Here is a 19,883-nt window from a genome sequence, read left to right on the forward strand (position 1 = left end):
GGAAATTCTCGAACTTGCCCGTCAACTGAAGTTGCCAGGCATCGTCAACTGCTTTGACGAAGTGATGCAGGCCGCAGCCAAAAACAACTGGCGGCCCCAACAGGTCGTGGCCGAACTCCTCACGGCCGAACTGGCCGAAAAGACTGCGCGCTCGATCCGGTATCAGATGGGTGCCGCAAAGTTCCCGGTCTGCAAGTCCTTACCTGAGTTCGACTTCACGGTCAGCCCCGTCAACGAGGAAGTCGTGCGCAATCTTCATGACGGCGATTTTATGGACCAGGCTAGGAATGGCGTGCTGGTCGGTGGAACCGGATCGGGCAAAACGCATCTCGCAACAGCGATCGGGGGCCACGCGGTCAATAACCGCCGGCGGGTCAGGTTCTTCAGCGCTGTGGATCTCGCGAACAAGCTGGAGGCTGAACATCGCGAAGGCAACGCCGGGCGGCTCAGCGAGCAGCTGATCCGCGTCGACCTCGTGATTATAGACGAACTCGGTTATCTGCCGTTCGCAGAGTCTGGTGGACGATTACTCTTCCATCTCATCAGCAAACTGTACGAGCGAACGTCTATTCTGCTAACAACCAACCTCGCATTTGCTGAATGGCCGAGTGTGTTCACAGATGCCAAAATGACCACTGCTCTCCTGGATCGACTGACACACCATTGCGATATCATCGAAACCGGGAACGAAAGCTGGCGAATTAACCACCGCGACTAACCTCGAAATCGGGGAATAAATTCAAAACAGACAGCAGGTCAAACCTTCAGTCGAGCTACGCTCTCTTTTCGGTTTGACCTGCTGTCCACCCCCTCCTGAATCAACCTAAACACGACCCCCTCAACGCCCCTCTTAGCTCCAAGGGGGGTCAAATTTGGACGCCGATGGGGGGTCATTATTCAATGCCGATTGACAAACAAGAATCCAAAGGCCGTTGAAAGACTAAATATTATTATATCAAAAGGCCGAGCACACATCTCAGACGAAATTGAAGAGGCGCGTAAAAAAACGGGGTTTGTTATAATAGATACAGAAGGTTCAGCGACTGAACTCAACTCAAGGATCGCCGCAGAAAGCGACCTAGTGATTGTACCAATGGCTGATGAACAACAAGATGCCGAAGACGCAGTCGGGACAATAAGTGAAATTCGCAGCATTGCACGACTTTACAAAAAAACCATTCCAACGAGGGTGCTTTTTTCACGAACAAAAGCTGCCGTTAAATCCCGGCTAGCTAAATCGCTTAATTTAGATATGCGCGGACAGTTTGAACATTTGGCCGCGGAACTTAAAGAGCGCACAGCATACAGTAATTTACACAATGCAGGTGGTGGCTTAGATGATTTGGATATGGAAGACGTATCCGGAGTTGATAAGGCCAGAAAAAACGCAAAGCTTGTGATCGATGAAATTATTTCAATTCTGGAAAAAATTTCCCACGAGGTAGAACATGCCTAAGAAACTGGATACTCAAGATACGCTTGCGTCCATTAAGAAAACAAGAGAAGCACCGAAGCCTTGTCGCTAACACGCGATATGTCCGGTGTATGTAACATGCGATCTGTCCGGTTCTATTCTGTCTCTGAGAGGAGGCGTTATGAACCGAGCAGAAGTGTTACAGGAAGTTCGACTGATGAAGTTTGAAGATGTGTATTCGCGGCGAAGCGCGAACAAGCTGACGCAAGAACAGGCGGCTGAGATACTGGGTGTATCCGTGCGCACCGTCAGGCGTTGGGAGGATCGATTTGAGGCGGATGGTGCAGAAGGTCTGTACGACCGTCGGCTTGGCAAACTGGCCAACAATCGTGTTGCCACGGATAAGGTCATGGAGATGCTTGAACTGTTTGATACCAAGTACTGGGATTACACGCCGAAGCATTTCCACGAGAAGCTGGTGGCCCACCATGGTTTCACACAGAGCTACAACTGGGTGCGGCTTACACTGCAGCGCCACGGCCGGGTTCAGGCAGCACCCCGACGAGGTGCCCATCGGCGCAAGCGGCCCCGCCGTCCGATGGTTGGCATGATGTTGCATCAGGACGGCTCCAGCCATGAATGGGTTCCGGGTCAGTGGTGGGATCTGATCGTCACCATGGACGATGCCACCAACCGGGTTTATTCGGCATTCTTTGTCGAGGAAGAAGGGACGATGAGCAGTTTTCAGGGGCTGACAGAGGTGATCGAGGCGCAAGGTCTGTTTTGCTCGCTCTATGCCGATCGGGGCTCTCATTACTGGCATACGCCCGAAGCGGGCGGCAAAGTGGACAAGGACAATCTGACCCAGGTCGGGCGCGCCTTGCAGCAACTCGGCATTGAGCTGATCCCGGCCTATTCACCGCAGGCCCGTGGACGGTCTGAACGCATGTTTGGCACGTTCCAGAACCGATTGCCGCAGGAACTGCGGTCCCATGGGATCACAACCATTGAAGAGGCCAATCAGTTCCTGAAAGAGGTCTATCTTCCCGAACACAATGCCCTGTTTGCAAGGGAGCCGGAGGATACGACCTCGGCCTTCGTGCCGTTTACAGGCAATGTGCGCGACACCCTGTGTGTGCAGGAAGACCGCGTCGTCGGCAACGACAATACGGTGCGCTACAAGGGCCTGGTCATGCAGATCGCGGCAGACAGGCACCGTCATCATTTCGTCAAGGCGAAGGTCAGGGTCCACGAATACCCCGATGGTCAACTGGTCATCTTCCACGGCCCGAGATGCATTGGCCGCTACCAGCCTGACGGATCACCCATCACACAGGAGGATAGCAAACACAAAGTCGCGTGACCCGCTTCGACGTGGCGCGAACGCGGTGGCCCAAATCTACGGTCGCCTACGGCTCCCTCCGAATTGGGCCACCGCGCAATCAACTGAAGCGGACAATTGGCATGTTACCTACACCGGACAATTCAGAATGTTCTCGACAGAGAAGCACCGAAGCCTGAGACGGGCAGCGATGATAGAGCAAGTCGGCTCGCCGCGATCCAAACGAATTGGCCAGCACGTGACGCAACTCCAAATCTGAATAAAGTAACTTTGGAACAGCCTTTGGAGAAACGCAAAAAACCTGATATGGAGAATGTAACGGTTCGCATGGAAATTTCAGAGGCAAATGAATTTCGCGCTCTTTGTAAAACTGAAAGATACAGTCATGGCGCTATGCTCACGATTTTAATGAACCATTACAAAAAACCACGTCCGCAATTCATGATTGATCTCCATCAAAACCGCTATCATTTAGAATTTCAAGAAAAGTTGAGAGAGGTGTTCCAAATCGAGCCTCATAGTGTCCAGAAACACACATCTCATGCGCTGTTTTTGCCATGTTGATATCACGTCTCAACATTTGAGGGAATGCCTGACGACCCGTGCCTTTATGCTCAGATCTCCCTGAAAACAGCACTTTTGCGCGCAGTGCTTCGAACGAGTGGCCGCGACCGCCGCGCTTGGTTGTGCTGATCAGGTAATTACGCCGCCTTCTGGATCCTTTGAGACCCTGTTGTTTACTAAGTTCGTTTTCAGAGCAAAACGCAGAAACACCCCCACTACTTCCATGAAATACTTTAAGGCTTTCTGTGTAGGCATTGTTAGCGTGGCAATCAAAATAGGCGAGGATTTCCTCACTCCAGGCCCGCCAAGCCTGCTCAAAGTCACCAAATGCGCTTTTCATTTCCTGTGGAACGGCCGCACACCATTCCTCAAAAGCTAACTTTGCATCATCGCGCCTCTTGGCATCATAGATGCGATAGCCGGCCTCCTTAATTTTATGTGCCAGCGCCAGAACAGGCTGGTTCTCCAGCCACCTGCATAACGTTATTTGTTCTTTGTCGCTGAGATGGTGTTCACGCTTCAAAATCAGCAAGTGATCATTCACAAGCCTACGGCGTTCAGCAGGCGTCAGATCGGCCCTGAGCGCCTTACTGACAGTCTCACAGGCGACGTTTAGCATCCGGATCATATGGAACTTGTCCACGACGACTGCAGCATTCGGAAGGACCGCTGCTGCGGCATCCCGGTAGGGACGCCACATATCAATTGTCAACAGTTCAATATTCTGGCGATGATCAAGGCATGCAAGTCTCTCTGCGACAGTCGTCTCATCCCTGCCTTTGAGGATATCAAATGCGGTCAGCTTTTCGACATTAATAAGTACACAGCGCGGCTTAATCAGATGAATTCCATCGATGCCAAGCCAACGCGGCGTAGCAAAGCCCGTGGCAGCGTATTTTCGCTGAACATACTCCGCAAAGACCAGCCGGACGGTTCCCTCGGCCACACCCACGTCTTCAGCCACACTTGAATTTGTCCTTCGCACCGCCTGTTCGCCGATCCACTGGACGAGCCTATTAGTCATGCGACGTTTTTCATCCACATGAGGCAGTTCTTCATAAAAAGTTTTGCCGCAATGCTTGCAGCGCCAGCGGCGGGTTTCGACGTAGACTGAGGACCGTTTGCCAAGACGCGGCAGATCTTTGATGACTTGCTCACGCCGACCAAATCCAACAACACCATATTTGCCGCAATGCTTGCAGTGACTCGTTTCGTAAGAGAGCTTGGCGTAGATGTGAAACTCGTGATCTTCCTCAGCGAACCGGATCAGATCGAAGTCATTCAGCTGAAGAATATCCATGTGCGCTTCAATGACCCGGGTGTGGGTACGACAAGAACACTCGTAATCCCCAAGTCCATTTCTCATCAAGCCTCAGATGAATGGTCACAGTAATAATCCTCTATTGATTGCCCTGTCTTTCTTATTCGCTCGACTTGTCTCGCGGGGTGGACAGGAAGCAAGTAACTAGCTGTCGATGTTAAGGGGCGGCAGGTTATTCACGATCCGCATGGTCTCCAGACTGATGGTAATGACGCGTTGGAACAATTCCAGTGGGTAGCGCGGGTTACCAACGGTTTCGTTGGCGTAATCATTGGCATCGTTGACGATACCGCTTTTCTTGTCGGTTTTGACCACTTGCCGCTCCATCACCCATTCCAGCGCGGGTTTGCCGTTGATGACATAGTCATAGGCTTCAAGCGGGATATTCTGGAGGGTGATGTTGTCATTATAGATTACCGTGGTCAGGTCTTTTTCCTTGCCCTTGCCACCCCATTTCCACTTGTTCGTATGTTTGACGCGGTAGAAGGCGACAGGGTCGTCCTGCGTCTCGGAGATCAGGCGGTGGTCGCCCTCTTTAAACGTGACCATGTAGGGATCGACACTTTCAAAATTCACATGCAGATCACCAAGGGCACGGCCTGCATCGCGGAAGACGGCGAAGTCATCAAAGCTTTTGACCGCTGGAATGCGAGGGAGCTGTTTGGCGAGGTTGTTTTTGAACCGCACGCGATAGTCGGGCGAGTGCAGCAGGCCATAGATGTAATAAAACAGATCCTCTTTGCTGACCTCTTGTCCCGGGTATGCGGTTTGGAAATGCGCAAGGCCGTCATCGGTGATGGCATCGCGACGGGTGAGGCCGGTTTCCGGCTGGTCAACCGCAAAGAGACCGTCATCCGGTTTGGTCTCTTCGTAAAGATATAGAGGGAAACACTGATTGTTATCAATATCAGCAAAATTCAGGCTAGGAAGAGTGTCCGCCATTAGAGCGGTAAAGTTGCCCCTGAAGCCTTTACCCGACAGAGCAATCACGCGGTTTCCCAATTCTGGCTTGGGAAAAAGGCGGTGCATTTGATAGACCATATCATTCCATTGCCTATCGAAGTACATATGCTGCTTATCGAATGGCCGGTAGATGGCTGGGACTAGGTGACTAGGTACGAAGGCACTAAATTTTGCTTTCTCCAAATCCCATTTCAAAGATCTGTTCCAGCTAATCTTTTTTTGGTCAAGATCCACAAAGTTATCTGCTTTTCCGCCGCCTCCTGACGCCAAGTACCTTCCCACTTCTGAGTTATAAAACTCAATTGTCTGGGTCATCTTGCCGCGTAACGTGGACGCGGAGTTGTTATATACCCAAGCGTCACGACCGGTTGCTACACCTCTTGAGTAGTTCGCAAAAACGGTTGGCTGAGTGTTTGATTTGTCTTTGCTTCCAGCTTGAATGAATTTGTCGAAGCTTCGGTCCACCGGATCCAACCAATCGTTGTTTTCGTCAGGAGTGATGGCTTTCCATCCTTTAGCGCGAGCGATGCCATCCACGGATTGGAAATCACACACAGTCGCCAGCTTTTGTTTCTGATCGAGGTAATCGCCGATGTCATGGAAATGGATGCGGCCATGTTCGGCAGCATCTGGATTCTTGACGAAAATGGAAATCGCGATAGGTGTACGTGTCCCTTCACCGAAAACGTTGCCTTTTTCTTTGCGGCGCTGTTCGCCGGAGGTCCGCGCATTGCCACGCAAATGGAACACATAGAGGTCGCTAAATTCTTCAGCCAGGCATTTGCGCAACCCGTCTGCCGAGTTTCCATCTATCCATCCAGCGTTGGATACATAGGCCATGACACCTGCATCCCCAATCCGGTCGCTGGCCCAGCGGAACGCACGGATGTAGCTGTCATAGAGAGAATTTTTGTTCGTCGCCGTCGACTCCGCCGCATAGGTATCGCGGATTTTGGCGTCCAATTGCGGATAGGCGATGTTGGCGGCGTTGTCATTAGCACTGTTCTGCCCTGACGAATACGGCGGGTTTCCGATGATAACGCGGATATCCAGTTCTTTCTGACGTGTGCGACGCTCCGAGTTGTCGGGCAGCAGGTTGGCGATCATGTCGCGTTCCTGTTCGTACATCTGGAAAGTATCCGTCAGCAGGATGCCCTTGAACGGCTCATATGGGGCATCATCGTTCAACGCGCCGTGCGCCAGCTCGTGATAGACGGTCTCGATATTCACGGCGGCAATGTAATAGGCCAGCAGCACGATCTCATTGGCGTGAATCTCGTGCTTGTATTTGTGCTCCAGTTCTTCGGACGAAATCAGCCCCGATTGCAGCAGGCGAGTGGTGAACGTGCCCGTGCCGGTGAAGGGGTCGAGGATATGCACGCCCTTTGATCCAAGCGTCTGGCCGAACTGGGTTTTCAGCACGTCATTGACGGAATGCAGGATGAAATCCACCACCTCAACCGGGGTATAGACGATGCCCAGCCGTTGGGTCAGCACCGGGAACGCGCCCTTAAAGAAGCTGTCATAGAGCTTCAGGATCAGTTCCTGCCGCCCATGGGCTGTGACAACATCAGCGGCGCGGCGTTCCACGCTGGCGTAGAATTTGGCAAGGCTTTCAGATTCCTTCGCCAGATTGTGTTCGTGAAGCTGCCCCAGCACGATCTCCATCGCGCGGGACACCGGGTTTTCCTTGGTGAATTCGCTGCTTTTGAACAGGGCGTCAAAGACGGGCTTGGTGATAAGGTGCTGGGCCAGCATCTCAATCGCCTCGGCCTCGGATATTTTGGGGTTCAGATCGTCCTGAAGTTCCTCGACAAAGGCAAGGAAGGCGGTGCGTTCCGGCCCCTCCTGCGCCACGATAGCGGTGATGCGGGTGATATGGGTCTGAGCGATTTCAGCGATGTCCTTGGCCCATTTGTCCCAGTATTCGCGCGTGCCGCACTTCTCGACAATCTTGGCCATGATGGCGCGGGTGAATTCATCGAACACAAATGCGCCTTGCCGGGCGCTGTCGTCTACATAGTGGCGCTCCGGCGCATCATCGCCGATACCAGCGCCGGCGCGTTCGGCCTTGGTTTTGTTGGTGTCGAAATCATCGACAACGGCGGTCAGTTCTTTCAATTCGCTTTCTGACGAGATGCTGACCAGTTCGACCTTGTCGCTGATGTCTTCGCCAAGATCGGCCTGATTGATCCGTGCATCCAGCCGCTCGTCATGGGCACGAAGGGCGTTGAGGATTTGCCAGACCACCTTGTAGCGTTCGTTGTCATTCAGCGCATCTTCGGGTTTGGTATTAGGCGGGATGGCTACGGGCAGGATGACATAGCCCAGTTTCTTACCTTCGGCCCTTCGCATGACGCGGCCAACAGATTGCACCACGTCGATCTGGCTCTTGCGTGGGTGCATAAACATGATTGCGTCCAAAGCAGGGACATCGACGCCTTCGGACAGCACCTTAGCATTGGTCAAAATTCGGCACGTATCATCACCCGCGTCAGCCTTAAGCCAGTTCAGCATTTCTTCGCGTGTGCTCGCATTAAAGCTGCCGTCGATATGGCGAACTTCGGTATGAAGGTGGCGACTGTCGTCGATTAGATCATTGCCGATATATTCATCAACAACCTGGGTGAACTCTTCTTCGATGATCGTGGATTTCTTGATGCTCTGACAAAAGGCCAAAGCCCGCTTCATCGGTCGCGGATCAAATTCTAAATCGGGGGCAAGGTCAGTTTTAGTCAGGGCCTTATAACAGCCGATGATTTTGGTGGCGTCATCCAGCGTCAGCTCCGGCCCATCTTTGAGGCGGTTCTGGATGGTTTGGGAAATCAGCCCTTCGTCTACGGCCAGAACGACAACCTTGTAGTCGGTCAGCAGTTCATTTACGACGGCCCAGCCAAATCCGCGATGAAACAGATCTTCGCCAAACTTTTCAGGATCATCCATCGAAGCTAGTTCTGCATCGTGGTCGTCGGCTTTGCGTTTGGCTGTGTCCGCGAAAATTCGAGGTGTCGCGGTCATGTATAGTCGCTTTTTCGCCGCGACGTACGCATTGTCGTGGATGCGAACGAAATTGCTATCGTCCTCGTCCTTTAAGGTAACGCCGGTGGTACGGCGGGCCTCGTCACAGATCACCAGATCAAATTCAGGCAAGTTGTGCTGTTTCTGGGCGCGGGGCAGTACGTCGATGGAGTGATAGGTGGAAAACACCACAGTCATGCGATCCGCAGGAGCATCCGCAACCTGCCGCGCGATTTTCACCGGGTCGGTTGTAGCTGGGAAAGCCAGATCATGTACGTTCAAATCGAGACTGTCGGCATCAGCCCTACGCCCGACCTTGGTATCAGAACAGGCCGAAAAGGCGGTGAACTCTTCCTGACAGTCGTTTATCCATTCCCGTACCGTCTGCGACATCAACGCCAGTGAGGGCACCATGAACAAAACGCGTTTTCCCTGTCCGGCAAGGGTCTCAGCGATGCGCAGGCCGGTGAATGTCTTGCCCGTGCCGCAAGCCATGATGAGCTTACCACGATCCGCTGTTTCAAAGCCCTTGCCCACAGCTTCCAACGCTTCGCGCTGATGATCCCGAAGTGTTTTCTTGGCTGCAACGCTGACCGTGCCAGTGTGGACAAACTGAGACCAGTCAATCCGGCTCGCTTCCAGATTATTGATGCCGATGCGATTCCATTCCTTTGACAGCTTGTCGAGCGTTTCTCTGGCGTTGCGCCCGAACTCTTTCTGCGTCGTGTCCGCGATAATCAGTCGTGTGAACAGGTCGTTAGATGCCGCTGAGATGAAGCTGTCAATATCCGGCTTCTGGATGCTGCGATCAGGTGCATAAAATTTGCACTGGATTGCGGCAAAGCCGGAGCCATCTGCTAATGTCGCTACCAGATCAATACCGGTATCCGCATTGCTCCATCCCTGAGCCTTTGCCCACTCTGCAAAGGGCACAACCGCAGAATAGAATTGCTTTTGCGTGTCGTCATTCTCAAGGAAAACACGCACTAGTTTTTCAAAGTACTCGCCTTTTTCACGTTCGCTAGTGGAGGCGGCACGGTAGGTTTCCAACAGTGCACTCAGTTGCATTGCCGCCAATCAATCATATCGACAACCCGGAACTGGGCACGATTCCGGGTTTGGGTTTTGGCGCGCTCTGCGGCTGACACTCGATCAAGAAATGCATCATCTCTGTTGCATCTTTTTCCATGAAAAATCGCACCATTTTTTCGTTGAAATCCTGCAACCGAGCCGCTGGCACGGAGATGGCATCGACACCATGAGACATAAGAATGCCATTCATCATGAAACGAGAAGTGCGCTTGTTTCCATCAAAATAGAATTGTTGCAAGGCCCCAAACAGGAAGTAAGCCATTCCGCGCTCTCGCGCGTCAGAAACCTCTTTTGACAAGACAGCTACTCCCTCAGAAAATACCCGGTTCAGTTCCGGCGCTCCATCCTCAGTTGGCAAGGGCCAATACCGTCCCTCTTTACCCAGATACACGCTCGGCCAAACAGTAAGGTTTAGGGGATCACCTTCGCCACGAAAATATCCGGGATCAAGGACTTCATCAGCCCCCACCAGCCGATGAAGTTCGTTGGATATAGATTTGTCCAAGCGAAACTCACGGTCATTAACCATTGAGAATAGCCTCTTTGCAGCTTCTCCTAGGCATTGAATTTGTTTCTGATCTTCAAGCTTGCGACCACCAACCGCTATGCCATCGAGAAGGGTCTGTACTTCTGGGTAAGTAAACGGATTTCCCTCAAGCGCCCCAGCGTCATAAACGAATTCCGCAAGCGCTTTCTTATAACGAAATGCAGTACGCTCCACGGATGTGCTTTGCCCTGCCGAAACAGCTGATCGGTTCCACACAAACCCCAATTTTTCAAAAAGCTGCATCAACTTTCCTCACGCTCAAAGCAATCATATATTACGGAATTTTATATCTTTACTATTCGTGAATATCAACCATGAATTACGCTATCCGGAAAGTTGGGTGTTTCCGTAAAAAGCCACATTGACGATCTCTTGCCATGAAACTTTCAGCCTTCACCCTAAAATCCCAGTGAGACCTCTTAACGATTACACCGGCGTCAATCACGGCCAAAGATTTGATAGCGGAAAACTGATCGCATCGAAGGGTGGGACGGACACGGTGTCTGCGTTCGCCAGCGAGGCGATCAGAACCCATTTTCCATCCTTCAGCTCAAACGCCTCCAGGGTTCGCCCATCCGGATCCACAAACCAAAGATATCCTACACCTTCTCTTGCATAGATGTTCGTAAGCGTAACGAGGCACACACATGGCATTTCAGCTTGACTTTTGAAAGTTCCATGGCAGGAGCTCGTCGATACGGCTTTGGGGGTGACCGGCTGCTATTTTTTGGAGCGTTGAGGTCAGATATGCATTGGGTTCCACGCCGTTCAACTTCGCGGTCTGTATCAGAGATGCGATACGGCCCCAACTGGCGCCGCCTTCATCATGACCCGCAAACAGTGCGTTTTTCCGCCCAAGGGCAATTGGTCTTTGGAGATTTTCGACGTTGTTGGAGTCGATCTCAACCCGGCCGTCACTGAGAAAGACCTGCAAGCCGTCCCAATGTTTGTGAATGTAGTTGAGCTTTTCACCAAGTCTGGATTTTTTAGAGACCTGCAGGCGCTGCTCCTGAAGCCAGGTGCCGAACTCGGCAACCAAGGGCGCGGTTTGTGTCTGGCGCGCAGACAGGCGCTGTTCGGGTGGAAGGCCCCGAATTTCAGTTTCAATTGCGTAAAATTCGGCAATCCGACGCAAGCCCTCTGCTGCGATCCCGGACTTGTCGCGGTCAAAGACCTCCTTCAGTTTGCGGCGAGCGTGGCTCCAACAATAGGCGGCTCGGATCGGAGAGCCCCCTTTCCGCGTTGGCCGCATCAACCGATTATACCCCTGATACCCATCCAACTGCAGAACACCGTTGAACCCCTTGAGAAACTTCTCTGCGTTTTCGCCAGCCCGACCGGGTGCATAGAAATAAACAACCCCTGGTGGTGCATCGCCCCTCCAGGATCGGTCGTCACGTGCCAACGTCCAGAAATAACCGGTTTTCGTTTTACCCTCTCCCGGATCGAGGACTGGGACCGTGGTTTCATCCATGAACAGTTTGGTCGAAGACTTCAGGTGTTCCGCCAGCCGCTCAACAACCGGCTTGAGGTGGAACGCGGCCTTTCCGACCCAGCCCGCGAGCGTGGCGCGATGAATGTCGATGCCAGAGCGCACAAGTATCTGCGATTGACGGTACAGAGGAAGGTGGTCTGCATACTTGCTGACCAACACGTGCGCGATGGCCGCTTCGGTCGGAAGTCCGCCCTCGATCAGCCACGATGGTCCCGGTGCTTGTTTCACGCCTCCAGCACATGACCGGCAGGCATATTTCGGACGGACCGTTACGATCACACGCAACTGCGCGGGCACGATGTCCAGCCGTTCACTGCGTGTAGAAAAGCGTGCAATTTTGACCCCCTAAGCGGGGAAATCGGCGTCCAAATTTGACCCCTCCCTATGGTTGTAGACATCCTTTTCATTGAGCAGTCGATGGAGAGGCAAGCGGGATGATTTGCGTGGAAACTATTAGAAAAGTGCGTCGCTTACACCTGATCGAAAAAAAGAGCATCAAGGAAATTTGCCGTTCGCTCAATTTGAGCCGTGCAACGGTTCGAAAGATAATCCGATCGGGAGTGACGGAGTTCAAATATGAGCGCAAATCGCAGCCATACCCGGTGCTCGGGCCTTGGCGCGCGCGTCTGGATGAAACGCTTGAGGAGAACGAGGCGCTTCCGAAGAAACACCGCAAGCGGATGACCAAAATCTGGAAGGAACTCTCCGATGATGGTTTTGGCGGCGGGTATGACAGTGTTCGACGCTACACAAAGAATTGGCGCATTGCGCACGGCCGACAACAGGCGCAGGCGTTCATCCCGCTGATCTTTGATCCTGGGGAGGCGTACCAGTTCGACTGGAGTGTGGAGACGGTTTTGATGGACGGTGCACTCACGACCGTGAAGGTTGCCCATTTCAAACTTTGCCATAGCCGCATGCCATTCTCCATTGCCTATCCGCGCGAGACGCAGGAGATGGTCTTTGATGCCCACGACGAGGCCTTCAAATTCTTTGGTGGAGGCTGCATCAACGGGATCTACGATAACATGACGACCGCCGTCGATGCGATCCTGTCGGGCAAGGAAAGAAAGTTCAACAAGGCATTCTCCCGGATGTGTTCTCATCATCTGGTGAACCCGATCGCCTGTACGCGCGCGGCCGGTTGGGAGAAGGGTCAGGTTGAGAATCTGGTCAAGGAGAGCCGCGCCTATAGTTTTACACCGCGTCTGGAGGTGGCCGACTTCGATGAATTGAATGCCCGGCTGCAAAAAGACGCGATCAAACGCGCAAAAGAACTGCGGCATCCGGAAAACCTGGAGGTGACGGTCTGGGAGGAGTTCCAGCAGGAAAAGCCGCTGCTGACGCATCTGCAGAAGCCCTTCGTCGGGTTCCGTGAAAAGACGGTCGCCGTGAGCCGAACCTGCCTGATCAACTTCGAAAGAAACAAATACAGCGTTGAGGCAAGAGCTGTTGGACGTCAGGTCCAGTTGCAGGTCTACGCCACGCGGATTGTCCTGCGCCAAGACGGTGAGATTGTCGGAGAGCACGAACGGTGCTTCGGCCGAGGAAAAACGATCTTCAACCCTTGGCACTATGTGCCCGTCCTCAAGCGCAAGCCTGGCGCTCTGCGCAATGGAGCACCGTTCCGTGACTGGGACCTACCACCGGCAATGACGCAGATCTGGACCCATCTGCGGGGCACATCCGACGGAGACCGGCAACTTGCCGATATTCTTTTCGCTGCTTACCAGCACGACATTGATGTGGTCGAGGCTGCCTGCGAAGAAGCTCTAAAATCTGGCCTGCGCAAGGCCGATGCGATCCTGAACATTGTCTCTCGGCGCACCAATCCCCCGCCGCCAAAGGCGATTGAGCCGCCTGCCCACCTGCAGCTGAAAATGGCACCGATCGCGGATTGCGCTCGCTATGACAGGCTTGGAGGCTCCCATGCAACTGCGTAAGGAAATTCTCGAACTTGCCCGTCAACTGAAGTTGCCAGGCATCGTCAACTGCTTTGACGAAGTGATGCAGGCCGCAGCCAAAAACAACTGGCGGCCCCAACAGGTCGTGGCCGAACTCCTCACGGCCGAACTGGCCGAAAAGACTGCGCGCTCGATCCGGTATCAGATGGGTGCCGCAAAGTTCCCGGTCTGCAAGTCCTTACCTGAGTTCGACTTCACGGTCAGCCCCGTCAACGAGGAAGTCGTGCGCAATCTTCATGACGGCGATTTTATGGACCAGGCCAGGAATGGCGTGCTGGTCGGTGGAACCGGATCGGGCAAAACGCATCTCGCAACAGCGATCGGGGGCCACGCGGTCAATAACCGCCGGCGGGTCAGGTTCTTCAGCGCTGTGGATCTCGCGAACAAGCTGGAGGCTGAACATCGCGAAGGCAACGCCGGGCGGCTCAGCGAGCAGCTGATCCGCGTCGACCTCGTGATTATAGACGAACTCGGTTATCTGCCGTTCGCAGAGTCTGGTGGACGATTACTCTTCCATCTCATCAGCAAACTGTACGAGCGAACGTCTATTCTGCTAACAACCAACCTCGCATTTGCTGAATGGCCGAGTGTGTTCACAGATGCCAAAATGACCACTGCTCTCCTGGATCGACTGACACACCATTGCGATATCATCGAAACCGGGAACGAAAGCTGGCGAATTAACCACCGCGACTAACCTCGAAATCGGGGAATAAATTCAAAACAGACAGCAGGTCAAACCTTCAGTCGAGCTACGCTCTCTTTTCGGTTTGACCTGCTGTCCACCCCCTCCTGAATCAACCTAAACACGACCCCCTCAACGCCCCTCTTAGCTCCAAGGGGGGTCAAATTTGGACGCCGATGGGGGGTCATTATTCAATGCCGATTGACAACTGCGATCTTCACCAATCTTATGCATCGCGCCGCATCCGCACGGACATTCAACACTGTCAGGTTCGATCACCTGTTCGATCCGCGGCAGATCTTCAGGCAGATTGCCGATATTGCGCTCAGGCGCTTTCCTGGGCTTTGCCTTTTTCTCTTTGTCACAGGATTGAGTGGCTGCCTCGCTTGAGGCCTCCGCCTCGCTGAGCGCAACTTCAAGATCTTCGGCCCCGAGATTACGCTCGTCCTGAGTTAGTTTTTCCGATTTCTTGCCGTAAAGCGCCCGCTTCAATTCCGCAATCAGGCTTTCATAACGAAGGATCAAAGCGTTTTGCTCTGCAATCTGTTGGTCTTGACCCGTTATCTGCCGATCTTGATCCGATATTTGCTGGGCCTGATCTGCAATGTGCGCCCCCTGATCTGATATGCAGGCGCTCTGCTTGGTTGTCAGTTCCTCCAACTCGGCAACCCGACGTGCATTGTCCTCGACAAAGGCCTGAACAGCCTCTTTATGTTCGGCGGGCAGAGCATCAAGATTGAAACCATTGGAGTCGGCAGTCATACCTGCGAGCATACACAGCCCGAACTTCTAAATCCTGCCCAATCAACCGCCTGATTCACTCTGCCGCAGTTGGCCGCCGCGTCTCGACAGGTTTGACCTTCCGCCAGTCCAGACCAGAAAAAAGCGCCTCAAACTGTGCTCTGTTCAGCGTCATCACCCCATCGCGAATAGCAGGCCAGACGAAGTCTGTATCTTCCAGACGCTTATAAGCCATAACCAGACCTGACCCATCCCAAAAAACCAGCTTCAGCCGATCCGTTCGCTTCGCGCGAAATACGAACACCGTCCCGCTGAACGGGTCTTCCCGCAGAACCGACTGCACCAGAGCACATAAGCCATCATGACCCTTGCGAAAATCCACCGGCTGTGTGCTGACCAGAATGCGCAACTTCTGTGCAGGGAAAATCATTCAACAACCCCAACCGCTCGGGCAATCTCGGCAATTCGCTGTGCCGATGTATCGGTGCCCAAATTGATCGACACCCCGCGGAAAACGATCTCGACCTTTTCCGCTGGTGACGATGGCGGGCGAACCTGCGGCTGAACACTTGCCTCATCACCGTCACAAAGAACCACGGGCGCAAACTCAACATGTTCATCAGGCTCCGGAGCTGGAAGCACCAGTTTCCCATCTTTTGCCAGACAACGCCATTCCGACAATCGGTTCGCATTGACCCCGAATTTACCAGCCACAGCTTTTACCGTCGCCCCCGGCTTCAAAGTCTCGGCAACAATGTATGCCTTCGCATCATGCGACCATCGGCGACGGCCATCAACTTGATACTCAACGCCCAACGAGCGGAGGAACTCCGTCATCGACTCCATGGAGAAAATCCTTATCCCTGTTACGATAAGGAAAATCTGACAGCGCAGGGGCTAGCGCGCGAGGCAAAAAATGGGTGAGCACCTCGTTACGCTTACAGATGTTCCGCTTGGGTCCCAGATCGATCTGCCGGGTTGAGGGGGACAGCACTTCACACGCCCAGTCCGGTGCAATGGCAACAAAGGGGGTTTCCGGCGGCTCGGGCATGGTTTCACGCCGCCAGCCCGCAAGGTCAGGCACGATAACGTCATCTCCAAGATGAATCTCTTGCTCAAACAATATCCACCAGCCGCCAGGGCCGCCGTCGCCGCGATCAAAGGGGTGCATCAGTTCACCGCCAATCAAATATGCAGCGCGCCCATGCAAAAAAGCGGGTCGAGGATGGGTGTGCAACGTTCCGTCCAGTATCTGCGCGACCATATTAGGCGGCGCGTCAATGACATCCTTGTAAGTGGCGGGGTATTTGTTTTCTGCGGCAGCTGTGACTGAATTCACCATGATTTTAATCCGCTTGACTTGGTCTGTGCAAAGTTACCTGGTTTGAATTTGCCACCCCTCAATCGCCTATTCCTTTCGTTGATTGTTATGGGAAACATTATAATTTTTGTACTGGGCTATTGCTGACCATTTCATGTAGATATATTCCGGCTTACATGAATCCAAATCATCAGAAAGTGCATTTATATACAATTTCTTAAGTCTAACATTTGGCTCATTTGCTATCTTTTCCAACGTGTCAGCAATGACACCAAGTTGATCTGATCGATCACCAACTAATTCGGCTCGGTTCAAATCAAGTTGCATAACTGTAAACCTACCAATCTCCGTTTTGCCCCTGAGAAAATGGCCGACGAAAAATAAATGCTCTTCGATCAGATCAACATATGGGTCAACAATCCCCTCTTTGTCAGACTTTTTTCCGTTACACTTCTGGCAAGCAAATGTGAGGTTTTCCCACTCGAAAGTTAGCTCAGGCCGGGCTGACTTTGGCGTGATGTGCTCAATCTCACCATGGGCAACAACAGTAACTTTAGATTCACAATAGGCGCACTTCTCTTTTGTTTCGGCCTTAAGCTGTTCTTTCACATCGGGCCGATTGTATTTGTTCTTCTTTGACCTGATGTCGTTTTTATTTCCATTTTCAATTGCTGTTAAAAGCTCTGCGGTCCACTTGGCCTTGTTCTGCTTCAAAGATGCCGGTTGATCGAGTTTCTTTAGTTTAATCACGACAATAATCTACTAATCGCTTGCGGTAAAAACTCTGACAGCCCTGCGGACGCAAGATCATCGCGAAGGTTTTTTATTGCGACCTCATCCGACTGCTCCTTTTCGAATTTCCCTACAATCACTGCGAGTTCTTCTTCTGCCCATATCGGAATTGTGACCGATACGCCCAAAACTTCATCTAGAACCTTACTTGCGGTGCCCACGCTTTTGTTTAAATCAATACGCTCGGAAATCACTACAGCTTTATCATCGTCTGCCATACCGTTTTCTCCGAAAGGCTGATAGCGAAGCGCATAAATATATGAGTCTTTAACAGAGCAAATTATGAAGGGAGAGTGGGTCGCCACAATGAACTGCACATCCTGAAACGCTTGTACGAGGCGTGCTAGAAACTCTCTTTGTAGAGACGGGTGTAGGTGGTTCTCAGGCTCGTCAATCAAGACAACGCATTTTCCGTCGGTGTTCCATGAATACAAGAAGATTTGCCACGAGACTTGGATGAGTGACATCAAGCCACCTGACGCTCCGTCGATTGGAAAATCACCCGTACCTGTCTCAACTATAATCTCAGGAGAACGAACGTTCAATTTATGGAACGCAATTTCTTTTGGGAGCACTTTTCGCAGGATATACTGAAATTCTCTAAAGAGGCCTTTAATTTCAGGCACCGCAGACACGTCGTCATTTGAACTACCATGTAGTGCAAATGAGATCAGCGTTTGTTTTAATGGTGAAATTGGGTTGGAAATTTGGGTATTGCCCCGGTGGGTTACTTGGCCTTGTTCATAGCTAGCGCTGGACTCTCGGAAGAATTTGAAAGCTTCTTTTGGCCCAATCCCACCTACAGGGATGTCCAAAATGGCTTGGTACTTTGGAGTTGCTCGGTGTGACCCAATCTTAAAGCCCGACAATCTCGGACTTGACGAAAACTGAAGTTTGTATTGAATTTCGTTGGGTGGTGGAAGAAAAATAAGAGTGGTTTCATCAAGACCTGCTATCTCTATTTCTCCAATTTGCTCCTGTGAAATATGGCCGCGGTTGACCACATCGCGAAAGCGCGACCATATTCCACTTCTGGAGAATATAGTCTTTCTAGTTTTCTTGTCCTCTTCTGGTGTAGCGAGATATTGCTCCTATGATGATTGTCAAGCAGGGCATTGATTTTGTTTGATTTTAAATTCGGCAAAATCGTCGAAGACCCAGCCGTTCTTGAGCGTGTCATAGATGATCTTGAGCAGCTTGCGGGCCGTGGCTATGATCGCCTTGCCCGCGCCACGGCGTTCCTTGATGCGCCGATAATAACTGTTGAGATATCCCGAATAGCGGATCGCGATGAGCGTACATTGCACCAGCGTGGTGCGCATGAGCTTGTTGCCGCGCTTCGTGATCCGCCCGTGATGTTCGGTTTCGTTCGAGTTACTCACCTTGGGCACGATGCCGACATAGGCGGCCAGCTTGTCCGCGTCGGAGAAGTCTTCAACCCTGCCGATCCCCGCCAGCAGGACCGCGGCAGATCGCGCACCGATCCCCTTGATGCTGGTGAGCCCCTCAAAGCCTTTCATGGCCGAGGCGGCCTCCTCGATGGCCTTGTCGATACGGTTCAGGGTCTCGGTCAGGCCGAGCGCCTGGTCCCGCAATGCCGCCAGTTCGACCTGCTCAAGCGGTGTGAAGCGGCTGAGATCCAGGTCGCGCAGGCGCTTCTTGCTGGACAACCCTTCCTTCTTCAGCTTCATGCCGTGACGGACAAACATCGCGTGGATGCCGTTCAGCAGCATGGTGCGCTGTTTGACCAGCATGTCACGCGTCCGGGTCAGCGAGGCCAGTTCGCTTTCCTGAGTGGACTTGAGCCGGGTTTCCGGCAGCATGTCCTTCGACAGGAAGAAGGCCAAAGCGCGCGCATCGTTCTTGTCGGTCTTTTTCACCGATGTGCGGATCACTTTAAACTGGCGCGGGTTGACCACAACGATCCGGCCGACACAGGGTTCCACCTCACCGCAGAACCAGGCCGTGTTGCCGGTGGCCTCGACCGCCAGTTCGTCATCCGCATCAAGGCTCTGACAGAACCGCTCAAGCGCCTGCGCGGACAGATGAAAGGTTTGGAATGTTTCCGATCCGTCCGTCTCACGCCGACAGATCGTGAAGGAATTCGTATGAAGATCGACACCTATGTAAGCCATGGCTATACTCCCTGCTCAAGGAGGCGGAGCCCCCAATGGGGCGTGAACGGCCAAACCAAGCTCCTATGCAGGATCACCGGCCAAAACCGGGCCCTATGGGGGCTGTTCGGAAACAGGCGAAAGCTAAGCTCCTCAACAGGGTCACAATGCCCTAAGACACAATTCAGCCTGAGACCTATCCGCCTCCCCGAATCCTCTAACAGATTCAGGGCGTTTGGCCGATCACAAATCATTCATACCCCCTCCTCACTTCCATCGCTTAGATTTGCCTCAAAAATCGAGAGGATAGTACTTTTTCCCGATCCATTGGCTCCAGTGAGAACCGTTAGGGTTGGATGTACGTCAATATCAATATTTTTAAACTGTCGCCACTGGCGAATAGAAATGTGGGAAAACTTGGATGAGGTGCTAGCTTCCATATCGCGTCACAACCAGTTCGATAAAATCTTTAGTCACTCAGAAAGATGCCAGATTTATGCGCTGAAGGAA

17 protein-coding genes and 1 pseudogene are annotated in these 19,883 nt (G+C 52.6%); 5 read left to right on the top strand and 13 right to left on the bottom strand.

What is annotated here, in order from left to right:
• The 3 genes from istB (ACOERD_RS00005) to ACOERD_RS00015 form a co-directional block, all read left to right on the top strand.
• Positions 1 to 718: IS21-like element helper ATPase IstB (gene istB, locus ACOERD_RS00005; RefSeq protein WP_419737598.1), on the top strand; the 718-nt coding region annotated here is incomplete at its 5' end.
• Positions 719 to 907: 189 nt separating this feature from the next.
• A complete protein-coding gene (locus ACOERD_RS00010; RefSeq protein WP_419737599.1) occupies positions 908 to 1,456 on the top strand; it encodes a hypothetical protein in 549 nt (182 codons plus the stop codon).
• A 139-nt stretch (positions 1,457 to 1,595) separates the two neighbouring features.
• Positions 1,596 to 2,777, top strand: coding sequence for an ISNCY family transposase (locus ACOERD_RS00015; protein WP_419737600.1), 1,182 nt, complete (start codon positions 1,596 to 1,598; stop codon positions 2,775 to 2,777).
• A gap of 418 nt (positions 2,778 to 3,195) precedes the next feature.
• Here the strand turns inward: ACOERD_RS00015 and ACOERD_RS00020 are convergent, their stop codons facing one another.
• The 5 genes and pseudogenes from ACOERD_RS00020 to tnpC all read right to left on the bottom strand — a co-directional run.
• The gene (locus tag ACOERD_RS00020) at positions 3,196 to 4,620 is read right to left on the bottom strand and encodes an ISL3 family transposase (protein ID WP_419737601.1); all 1,425 of its coding nucleotides are present in this window, start codon (positions 4,618 to 4,620) and stop codon (positions 3,196 to 3,198) included.
• A 165-nt stretch (positions 4,621 to 4,785) separates the two neighbouring features.
• The gene (locus ACOERD_RS00025) at positions 4,786 to 9,690 is read right to left on the bottom strand and encodes a DEAD/DEAH box helicase (protein WP_419737602.1); all 4,905 of its coding nucleotides are present in this window, start codon (positions 9,688 to 9,690) and stop codon (positions 4,786 to 4,788) included.
• Positions 9,691 to 9,703: 13 nt separating this feature from the next.
• Positions 9,704 to 10,504 carry a hypothetical protein gene (locus ACOERD_RS00030; protein WP_419737603.1) on the bottom strand — a complete coding sequence of 267 codons (801 nt, stop codon included), beginning with the start codon at positions 10,502 to 10,504 and terminating at the stop codon, positions 9,704 to 9,706.
• A 198-nt stretch (positions 10,505 to 10,702) separates the two neighbouring features.
• Positions 10,703 to 10,915, bottom strand: coding sequence for a Uma2 family endonuclease (locus ACOERD_RS00035; RefSeq protein ID WP_419737604.1), 213 nt, complete (start codon positions 10,913 to 10,915; stop codon positions 10,703 to 10,705).
• Between the two features lies 1 nt (position 10,916).
• Positions 10,917 to 12,071: pseudogene (tnpC, locus tag ACOERD_RS00040) on the bottom strand (IS66 family transposase); the annotation flags it as partial.
• A 119-nt stretch (positions 12,072 to 12,190) separates the two neighbouring features.
• Here tnpC and istA point away from each other — a divergent pair.
• Together istA and istB (ACOERD_RS00050) are read left to right on the top strand one after the other, a co-directional pair.
• Complete coding sequence (gene istA, locus ACOERD_RS00045; RefSeq protein ID WP_419737605.1) at positions 12,191 to 13,699, top strand: IS21 family transposase; 1,509 nt, start codon at positions 12,191 to 12,193, stop codon at positions 13,697 to 13,699.
• Positions 13,686 to 14,417, top strand: coding sequence for an IS21-like element helper ATPase IstB (gene istB, locus ACOERD_RS00050; protein ID WP_419737606.1), 732 nt, complete (start codon positions 13,686 to 13,688; stop codon positions 14,415 to 14,417). The genes istA and istB (ACOERD_RS00050) overlap by 14 nt, the downstream gene beginning before the upstream one ends.
• 132 nt (positions 14,418 to 14,549) lie before the next feature.
• Here istB (ACOERD_RS00050) and ACOERD_RS00055 read toward each other — a convergent pair whose 3' ends face one another.
• From ACOERD_RS00055 to ACOERD_RS00090, 8 genes are all read right to left on the bottom strand, one after another.
• Positions 14,550 to 15,167, bottom strand: coding sequence for a hypothetical protein (locus ACOERD_RS00055; RefSeq protein WP_419737607.1), 618 nt, complete (start codon positions 15,165 to 15,167; stop codon positions 14,550 to 14,552).
• 55 nt (positions 15,168 to 15,222) lie between these two features.
• Positions 15,223 to 15,576 carry an IS66 family insertion sequence element accessory protein TnpB gene (gene tnpB / locus ACOERD_RS00060; protein ID WP_419737608.1) on the bottom strand — a complete coding sequence of 118 codons (354 nt, stop codon included), beginning with the start codon at positions 15,574 to 15,576 and terminating at the stop codon, positions 15,223 to 15,225.
• The gene (gene tnpA, locus ACOERD_RS00065; RefSeq protein WP_419737609.1) at positions 15,573 to 15,983 is read right to left on the bottom strand and encodes an IS66-like element accessory protein TnpA; all 411 of its coding nucleotides are present in this window, start codon (positions 15,981 to 15,983) and stop codon (positions 15,573 to 15,575) included. The genes tnpB and tnpA overlap by 4 nt, the downstream gene beginning before the upstream one ends.
• On the bottom strand, positions 15,952 to 16,488 hold the full coding sequence (locus ACOERD_RS00070; RefSeq protein ID WP_419737610.1) for a Uma2 family endonuclease: 537 nt from the start codon (positions 16,486 to 16,488) through the stop codon (positions 15,952 to 15,954). The genes tnpA and ACOERD_RS00070 overlap by 32 nt, the downstream gene beginning before the upstream one ends.
• 66 nt (positions 16,489 to 16,554) lie before the next feature.
• The gene (locus ACOERD_RS00075; RefSeq protein WP_419737611.1) at positions 16,555 to 17,217 is read right to left on the bottom strand and encodes an HNH endonuclease; all 663 of its coding nucleotides are present in this window, start codon (positions 17,215 to 17,217) and stop codon (positions 16,555 to 16,557) included.
• Entirely contained in the window at positions 17,214 to 18,263 is a 1,050-nt protein-coding gene (locus ACOERD_RS00080; protein ID WP_419737612.1) for an AAA family ATPase, read from the bottom strand. The genes ACOERD_RS00075 and ACOERD_RS00080 overlap by 4 nt, the downstream gene beginning before the upstream one ends.
• 99 nt (positions 18,264 to 18,362) lie before the next feature.
• The gene (locus ACOERD_RS00085) at positions 18,363 to 19,394 is read right to left on the bottom strand and encodes an IS110 family transposase (protein WP_419737613.1); all 1,032 of its coding nucleotides are present in this window, start codon (positions 19,392 to 19,394) and stop codon (positions 18,363 to 18,365) included.
• 233 nt (positions 19,395 to 19,627) lie between these two features.
• Complete coding sequence (locus ACOERD_RS00090; protein WP_419737614.1) at positions 19,628 to 19,813, bottom strand: AAA family ATPase; 186 nt, start codon at positions 19,811 to 19,813, stop codon at positions 19,628 to 19,630.
• Positions 19,814 to 19,883: the final 70 nt, after the last annotated feature.

The sequence above is a fragment of the Ruegeria sp. genome, from assembly GCF_965199275.1.
Lineage (GTDB): Bacteria > Pseudomonadota > Alphaproteobacteria > Rhodobacterales > Rhodobacteraceae > Ruegeria.

Coding starts and splice junctions, on each gene's coding strand:
- ACOERD_RS00015 (WP_419737600.1), top strand. CDS start 1,596: ATGAACCGAGCAGAAGTGTTACAGGAAGTTCGACTGATGAAGTTTGAA.
- ACOERD_RS00020 (WP_419737601.1), bottom strand. CDS start 4,620: ATGGATATTCTTCAGCTGAATGACTTCGATCTGATCCGGTTCGCTGAG.
- ACOERD_RS00025 (WP_419737602.1), bottom strand. CDS start 9,690: ATGCAACTGAGTGCACTGTTGGAAACCTACCGTGCCGCCTCCACTAGC.
- ACOERD_RS00030 (WP_419737603.1), bottom strand. CDS start 10,504: ATGCAGCTTTTTGAAAAATTGGGGTTTGTGTGGAACCGATCAGCTGTT.
- ACOERD_RS00035 (WP_419737604.1), bottom strand. CDS start 10,915: ATGCCATGTGTGTGCCTCGTTACGCTTACGAACATCTATGCAAGAGAA.
- istA (WP_419737605.1), top strand. CDS start 12,191: ATGATTTGCGTGGAAACTATTAGAAAAGTGCGTCGCTTACACCTGATC.
- istB (WP_419737606.1), top strand. CDS start 13,686: ATGCAACTGCGTAAGGAAATTCTCGAACTTGCCCGTCAACTGAAGTTG.
- ACOERD_RS00055 (WP_419737607.1), bottom strand. CDS start 15,167: ATGACTGCCGACTCCAATGGTTTCAATCTTGATGCTCTGCCCGCCGAA.
- tnpB (WP_419737608.1), bottom strand. CDS start 15,576: ATGATTTTCCCTGCACAGAAGTTGCGCATTCTGGTCAGCACACAGCCG.
- tnpA (WP_419737609.1), bottom strand. CDS start 15,983: ATGACGGAGTTCCTCCGCTCGTTGGGCGTTGAGTATCAAGTTGATGGC.
- ACOERD_RS00070 (WP_419737610.1), bottom strand. CDS start 16,488: ATGGTGAATTCAGTCACAGCTGCCGCAGAAAACAAATACCCCGCCACT.
- ACOERD_RS00085 (WP_419737613.1), bottom strand. CDS start 19,394: ATGGCTTACATAGGTGTCGATCTTCATACGAATTCCTTCACGATCTGT.
- ACOERD_RS00090 (WP_419737614.1), bottom strand. CDS start 19,813: ATGGAAGCTAGCACCTCATCCAAGTTTTCCCACATTTCTATTCGCCAG.